This window comes from Pseudomonas sp. KK4 (assembly GCF_001984065.1).
Lineage (GTDB): Bacteria > Pseudomonadota > Gammaproteobacteria > Pseudomonadales > Pseudomonadaceae > Aquipseudomonas.
In genome coordinates this window covers 1-7,167 of the sequence record NZ_LYVP01000183.1, presented here as the reverse complement: position 1 = coordinate 7,167, position 7,167 = coordinate 1, and the positions used below count along the sequence as shown (strand labels likewise).

8 protein-coding genes are annotated in these 7,167 nt (G+C 62.0%); 1 reads left to right on the top strand and 7 read right to left on the bottom strand.

The features are described 5' to 3' along the window. Positions 1–118: 118 nt before the first annotated feature. From B0W55_RS28070 to B0W55_RS28045, 6 genes are all read right to left on the bottom strand, one after another. On the bottom strand, positions 119–511 hold the full coding sequence (locus B0W55_RS28070; protein ID WP_077049162.1) for a GFA family protein: 393 nt from the start codon (positions 509–511) through the stop codon (positions 119–121). A 142-nt stretch (positions 512–653) separates the two neighbouring features. Then, positions 654–1,574 carry an amino acid ABC transporter permease gene (locus B0W55_RS28065; RefSeq protein WP_077049161.1) on the bottom strand — a complete coding sequence of 307 codons (921 nt, stop codon included), beginning with the start codon at positions 1,572–1,574 and terminating at the stop codon, positions 654–656. Beyond that, on the bottom strand, positions 1,571–2,203 hold the full coding sequence (locus B0W55_RS28060; protein WP_077049160.1) for an amino acid ABC transporter permease: 633 nt from the start codon (positions 2,201–2,203) through the stop codon (positions 1,571–1,573). The genes B0W55_RS28065 and B0W55_RS28060 overlap by 4 nt, the downstream gene beginning before the upstream one ends. Before the next feature lie 20 nt (positions 2,204–2,223). Further along, positions 2,224–3,066, bottom strand: coding sequence for a glutamate ABC transporter substrate-binding protein (locus tag B0W55_RS28055; RefSeq protein ID WP_077049159.1), 843 nt, complete (start codon positions 3,064–3,066; stop codon positions 2,224–2,226). Positions 3,067–3,105: 39 nt separating this feature from the next. Further along, a complete protein-coding gene (locus B0W55_RS28050) occupies positions 3,106–3,870 on the bottom strand; it encodes an amino acid ABC transporter ATP-binding protein (protein WP_077049158.1) in 765 nt (254 codons plus the stop codon). Between the two features lie 20 nt (positions 3,871–3,890). After that, positions 3,891–4,913 (bottom strand): asparaginase, encoded by a 1,023-nt coding sequence (locus B0W55_RS28045; protein WP_077049157.1) that lies wholly within the window; start codon positions 4,911–4,913, stop codon positions 3,891–3,893. Positions 4,914–5,099: 186 nt separating this feature from the next. Here B0W55_RS28045 and B0W55_RS28040 point away from each other — a divergent pair, with 186 nt between their 5' ends. Then, positions 5,100–6,077: a LysR family transcriptional regulator gene (locus B0W55_RS28040; protein WP_077049156.1), complete on the top strand. Its 978-nt coding sequence runs from the start codon at positions 5,100–5,102 to the stop codon at positions 6,075–6,077. 166 nt (positions 6,078–6,243) lie between these two features. Here B0W55_RS28040 and B0W55_RS28035 read toward each other — a convergent pair whose 3' ends face one another. Continuing rightward, the gene (locus B0W55_RS28035) at positions 6,244–6,987 is read right to left on the bottom strand and encodes a creatininase family protein (protein WP_077049155.1); all 744 of its coding nucleotides are present in this window, start codon (positions 6,985–6,987) and stop codon (positions 6,244–6,246) included. Positions 6,988–7,167: the final 180 nt, after the last annotated feature.

Here is a 7,167-nt window from a genome sequence, read left to right as displayed (position 1 = left end):
TGTTCACTGAAGACCCAATGTGGGAGCGGGCTTGCTCGCGAAAGCGGTGGGTCAGGCACAGGTGTGTTGACTGGGCTGGCCTCTTCGCGAGCAAGCCCGCTCCCACAGGTGGTTTGACTCAGTCCTCGGATCGCCCTTTGGACTCGCGATCCCGCTCGTAATGTTTGCCCAGGGGTAACGCCGGCAACCACGATTCGCGGCGCACCGTCCAGAGTTCGTAGGTGGGCTTCAGTTGGTCAGGAGCGTCCAGCGAGCCCAGGCTCACTTCGATTTCATCGTCACTGCGCGAGTACACCGGGGAGCCACAGCGCGGGCAGAAAAACCGTCCGGCGTACTCCCGGGTTTCACCCTCGATGGTCACCGCACATTCAGGAAAAATCGCGCAGGCATGAAACAGCGCGCCATGGTGCTTGCGGCAATCCAGACAGTGGCAAAGGCCCACCCGATACGGGCGACCCGTGGCCACCACTCGAACATCACCGCACAGACAACCGCCGATGAATCGATCCATGTTGCACCTCCTCTACCACCTGAGATGACTGCGAAACAGCCCCGAGCACTCGTCATGGTGGGAGCGGGCTTGCTCGCGAAAGCGGTGGCTCAGGCAACGACGAGGTTGGATGTGCCACCGCCTTCGCGAGCAAGCCTCGCTCCTACAGGGTCGAGGGTTGGCGTCTGGCTACCGGATCCGCCACCGGCCCCAACGCAGTCGGCATGCCAGGCACGCCACCCAGATTCGCTTCAACCCCCTCCTCGCGCACCACCGCCCGGGAAGTATAGGCCTGACGCCGTTCGATCCAGCGCCGCAACGCCAGCAAGAGCGCACTGACAAAGCCATACATCACCGTGACGATAAACGCCGATTGCAGCAACGACTGCGGGGCAAAGCTGGAGATCTGTTGCGAGCGGCGCAGCAGTTCCTCATAGGGAATGATGTAGCCCAGCGAGGTGTCCTGGACAATCGCCAGAACCGAACTGATCAACGCCGGCAACATCAGCTTCAGCGCTTGGGGCAAGACCACCCAGATCATCGCCTGGTGCTCGCGCATGCCGATCGACAGCGCCGCCTCGCGCTGACCGCGCCCCAGCGAAAGAATGCCCGCCCGCACCACCTCCGCCGTCATCGCGCTGTGGTGCAGCACCATGCCGAAAACCAGATACCCCAGGGCATGCCAGTTCAGCCCCATCGACGGCAGCAGGATCACCGTAAACAGGATCAACAGCAGCAACGGCACCGCACGAAAACAGCCGATATAGGCCGCCGCCAACGTGCGCAGCCAGAACCGGTTCGACAACCGCGCCAGCGCCAGCGGCAAGGCCAGGCTGAACGCCAGGACCGTGCTGATCGCCGCCGCCAGCAAGGTGGCCATCAGGCCGTCGAACAGGAAGCGAATGGTCCCCGGGTGCAGGAAGATCTGCCAGCGGTTGGCATCGAACTGCCCGCTCGCGTCCAGGCGATGCCCGGCGGCCAGCGCACAGCACACCAGCAGCACCACGCCAATCACCGAGATGATCCGGTTGCGCCTCCTGGCAATCGGCCCCGGCGGCTCGTAAAGCAGGTTCGAAGCGCTCATCGCAACACCGCCATTTTTTGCTCCAGGAAGCGGAAGAACAGGCCCGAAGGCAGGGTCAGCAGGAAATAGGCCGCCATGGCGCCGAGGAACGTGGGTATCGCCAGCGCCGTGTCGAAGTTGATCTTCTGCGCGGTGTAGGTGATGTCCGCAACACCGATCGCCGCGCCGATGGCCGAGGCCTTGATCTGGATGATGAACAGGTTGCCCAGCGGGCCGATCACCGACTGCATGGCTTGCGGCAACACCACCTCGCCGAGGATCTGATCGAAGCGCATGCCGATGCTGCGCGCGGCTTCGATCTGCCCGATCGCCACGGTGTTGATGCCCGCCCGCACCACCTCGCAAATCCACGCCGCGCTGTACAGCCCCAGCACCAGCACCGTGGAGGTGAACAGCGAGTAGATGAAGCCCAACTTGGGCAGGCCGAAGGTGAACAGCAGCAACAGCGCCAGCAGCGGCATCATCCGCATGACTTCGACGTAGGCACTGGCAAACCAGCGAAAGGGTGGCCAGGGGCTCACCCTCATGATCGCCAGGAGCAGCCCGAGCACGATCGCAATGGCGAAGGACAACAGGGTCAGCTCGACGCTTACCGCGATGCCCCCCAGAAAGCGTTCGATATACGACATTTGGTTGTCCTCCGGATCGCTTACTGTTCGATCACTGGCACCTGGGGAGCACCCAGCCCGGACTCCAGGTCCTTGCCGTACAGCTCTTTCCAATGGCCGTTGTCGATCGCCGTGCTCAGCTGACTGTTGATCCAGTTGCGCCAGGCGGTGTCTTCCTTGGTCACGGCAATACCGTAGGGCTCTTCGGTGAACGGCGAGCCGACCACCCGCAGTTTGCCCGGCTGGCGCATGGACTCGCCCACCAGGGTTGCACCGTCGTCGACATAGGCGTCGAAGCGCTTGTCGATCAGCCCTTCGACGCATGCCGAGGCATCGCTGAAGGTCACGATCTTCGCCGTCGGCGCCAGGGGCTTGAGGTTGCGCTCCACGGTGGTGCCGCTCAATACGCAGACGGTCTTGCCATCGAGGTCGGCGGTTTTGTTGATGGAGTGATCATCCGCCCGGACCAGCGAATCCTGCCCGGCGAGGTAATAGGGCCCGGCAAAACCAATGGCCTTTTTACGCTCGTCGGTCACGGTCATGGTGGCGATGACCATGTCGACTCGCTTGTTTTCGACCAGCGGAATGCGGTTCTCCGGCGTGGTGCTGACCCACTCGATGTTGTCCTCGGAACCGGTGAGTTTTTTCGCCAGCATCCGCGCCAGATCCGCCTCGAAGCCTTCGACTTCACCGGTCATGGGGTTTTTCGAGGAGAACATCAGGGTGTTGAGCGAGCTGCCCACCACCAGCTTGCCGCGTTGCTGGATCTTGGCCATGGTCGAATCCGCCGGGAACTGCTCGGCGGTTGCGGCCGATGCCGACGCGGCGAAAATGCAGGAAGCCAGGAGGGAGACGCTGAGGGTTACGAATCGATTGGAACGCATGGTTGATCTCTCTTTTTATTGTGATGTGAGTTGAGTGAATCAGTGGGCAAGCACCTTGGACAGAAACTCCCGGGCACGCTCCGAGCGCGGGGCGCTGAAGAAGGTTTCCGGTGGCGCGCTTTCGACGATGCGGCCGGCGTCCATGAAGATGATCCGGTCGGCGGCAGAACGCGCGAACCCCATCTCATGGGTGACCACCACCATGGTCATGCCGGTGCGAGCCAGGTCGACCATGACCTTGAGCACCTCGTTGACCATTTCCGGGTCGAGGGCGGAGGTCGGTTCATCGAACAACATCACACTGGGCTTCATCGCCAGCGAGCGAGCCAACGCCACGCGCTGCTGCTGACCGCCGGACAGCTCGGCCGGATACGCCTTGCCCTTGTGCCCCAGGCCGACCTGCTCGAGCAGTTGCTGCGCCCAGGCATCAGCGTCCGCGCCGCGCATGCCCAGGACCTTGCGCGGTCCCATGGCGACGTTCTGCAGGGCGGTGCGATGGGAAAACAGGTTGAAACTCTGGAACACCATGCCCACCTTGGCGCGCATCTTGGCCAAGGCTCCGCCCTCTTCCGGCAGGCGTTCGCCGTGCAGGTAAATTTCGCCGCTGGTGACGGTCTCCAGGCGGTTGATGCAGCGGCACAGGGTCGACTTGCCGGAGCCGGAAGGACCGATGATCACCACCACTTCGCCGGGCTGGACCTCAAGATCGACGTCGAACAGCACTTGCTGGCTGGCGAAGAACTTGTTCACCGCACGCAACGAAATGGCGGACGTCGGCTGATGCTGGGTTTGCGTCGATTGCATGGTTTCTGACCTGCCCCTGGCTAGACGAATTTCAATTGCACCGTGGCTTTCAACTGGCCCACCGTCGAGCCGTTATAACTTTTGAGCAATGGATCGGCCCAGGGTGCCAACAGCGGACTGTCGCTGTCCTGCTCCAGCACGCCCAGTTGCTTGAGCACGGCAATGGTCACGGCGAACACGCTGGGGAAATCGCCATCGCTGACCTTGACCGCCACCCCCAGGCCGCGGCTGCGGATGCCCACGGTCTGCACGCCGTCGGCACCGGTTTTCGCCACCCAGTCGCCATTCGACGAGAGCGTGATGCCCAGGTCGCTGCGACCGGTGCCCGAGACCATTTCCGGATGGCTGCGCATGGCGTCGAACAGCCGTGTCAAAACCGGGTCGAGGCTTGCGTCGCCACCCCCGTCACCGCTGGCCAGGCGCGCCCACAGCAAAGCCAAACGTGACAGCGGCATGCCCAGGTTGGGCGCGTTACAGCCGTCAATGCCGGTCCAGAGTTGATTTTCCGCCACCCCCGTCAGCGACGAGACGACACGCTGGATGTCGCGCTGCAGCGGGTGTTCCGGGCGCAGGTAGGATTCGCTGGATAACCCATGGAGGCGGCAATAGGCGAGAAAGCCGCTGTGTTTGCCCGAGCAGTTATGGTGACGTTGGTCGTAGCGAAAGCCCTGGGGCGGCAGATTGTCGGCGCTGTAGACATCCGGCAGGTGGCAGCCGCAACCCAGGTCGGTGGAGGTGTGCTGGATTTTACTGAGCATGCCGCTGACGGCATTCACATGGTTGGCTTCCCCCGAATGGCTGGCACACATCACCGCCACTTGTTCGTCGCAGAAGCCGAAGTGCTCCACGCCGCCGTCGCGGACAAAAGGGACGGCCTGAAACGGCTTGAGGGTGGAACGGGAAAACATCATGCAGGCAGGGTCGCCGGCATAGGCCAACAGCACCCCTTCGTTATCGACGACGGCGACCGAGCCCCAATGGATGCGCTCCACGTGGTTGTTTCGGGTGGCAACAGCTAATGGAACATGCGCGGGAAAATCCATGATGATCTCGATACTCCAATGAGCAGCCCCAAAGATCGGCGATGCTCGGGGATGAATAGATGGCCGGAAGTCAGGAACGAGGTGCGCACTTCTATCGAATTTGAGTCTATATTCTGGCAAATACTGATGGAATATCGCGATACAGAATTCGGTTTTGCACCCAGCGCAAAGGCATTCAGCTAAAACATGACAACTGAAACGACACGAATCGATCACCTGGGGGTCATGCGGGCCTTGGTCAAAGTGGTTGAACTGGGCACTTTCTCGGCGGCGGCCAGGGAGATGCACGTCTCCCCGTCGACCCTGACCCGGATGATCTCGGCGCTGGAAAAGTCCCTGAACACCACCCTGCTGCATCGCACCACGCACATCGTCGCCCTCACCGAAGCGGGCCAGCTCTATCACGCCCGCGCCCTGTCGATGATTGCCGACCTGGACGACACCTTGCGCGTGGTCAGCGACCTGAACCTGGCCCCCAGCGGGCCGTTGCGGGTCAATTCACCGGTGGCGTTCGGCCGGCGCTTTCTCGCGCCGCTGATTGCGCCCTTTCTGCAGATGTACCCGGGCATCCAGATGGACCTGCGGCTGACCGACAACCACAACGACATGATCATCGGTGGTTTCGACCTGGACATTCATGAGGGGGAAAATCATCTGGAGAACCTGATCGCCTACCCGATCAGTCGCAACGATTCACTGCTGTGCGCCACCCCCGAATACCTGGCGCGCTGCGGCCACCCCGCCACCCCTGCCGACCTCAGTGCGCACAATTGCCTGATCTACCTGCACCCCGACAGCGACCCCCATTGGTACTTCACCCAGGGCGAGGTCAAGCACTCGATTTTCCCCAAGGGCAACCTGCAGTCGGACAATTCCGAACTGCTGCTGGAAGCGGCCTGTGGTGGGCTGGGTATTGCGGAGTTTGAGATCTGGCTGGTGCGGGATTTGTTGCTGAGTGGGGAATTGCAGATTGTGCTGCCGGACTATCGATTCGTTAACTCGCTGACCGGCAGGCAGATCTACATGGCGTATCTGCCCAATCGACGGTATTCCACCAAGGTCCGGGTGTTGCGGGAGTTTCTGGAGGCTCGCCTGAAGGGTATTGGAGAATTGCCGCCTGAGCTGTTCCAGCCGGACGACCAAAGCCCCGCCACCCCTCTGTAGCCACTGGCGAAACCCGGTGCGGCGAGGGAGCTTGCTCCTGCTGGCTTGCAAAGCAAGCCCAATACCTGCCAATGCGGTCTACCTGAAAGACCGGGCACTCAGGTTTTGCGACTGCTTCGCAGCCGAGCGGGAGCAAGCTCCCTCGCCACAAGTGCGTGGCCTGTCGTTATTTGCCTTCCCGACTGAACGCCGCCACTTCCTGCACCAGCCCTTGAGCCGCCAACATCACCAATTCCCGGCCTTTTTCCGGTGTGGCCAGTGCCGGGTCGGAGCCCATGCGGCCGTCCGGGTGGCGGGCGCGGAAATCGGCGGCTTCGCGGATCGGGCCCCAAGGGGCGATCTGCGGCGAGTAGTCGGCGGTCTTGATCGAATCCGGATAGGCCCATTGAGTGACGGCGATCTCCGAGGGCGTCGCATGCACGCCGTGGCCGGTGGGAAACTGCGCTTTCGCCAGCTCGTTCACGCCTTCCAGGTCCCACCAGTTGCACAGTTTCAAGGCAAACCCGGCCGGGCGTCGGGCGAAGCTGGCTTCGGCGTAGAGCTCCGAAAAGGCCGCCTCGATCGAGGCCACGTTGCCGCCGTGGCCATTGAGAAACAGGATCTTCTCGAAGCCATGGGCCGCCAACGAGCGCACCCAGTCGCCAATCGCCGCGATGAACGTCGAAGGCCGCAGGGAAATGGTGCCGGGAAAGCCCAAGTGGTGTTGCGCCATGCCGATGTTGAAGGTCGGCGCAATCAGGATGTCGGCGTTTTTCTGCGCTTGACCGGCAATGATCTCCGGGCACATCCAGTCGGTGCCCAACAGGCCGGTCGGGCCATGTTGCTCGTTGGAGCCAATGGGAATCACGATGGTGCGACTGCGTTGCAGGTAATGTTCGATCTCGGCCCAGGTGGACATGTATAGCAGCATGGGAGTGCTCTCTTTCAGGGGTTCTCGCGGAGCAGATGCCTGCATCCGGCGTTTCTGTAGGTGCGAGCATACTCGCGATGGTGGTTAACGATAATGCGGGTCGTCCGGTATCCCGTGTCGTTTTTGCGTGCATCGCGAGCAAGCCCGCTCCCACACTGGATCTGCGGTGAACGCACATTC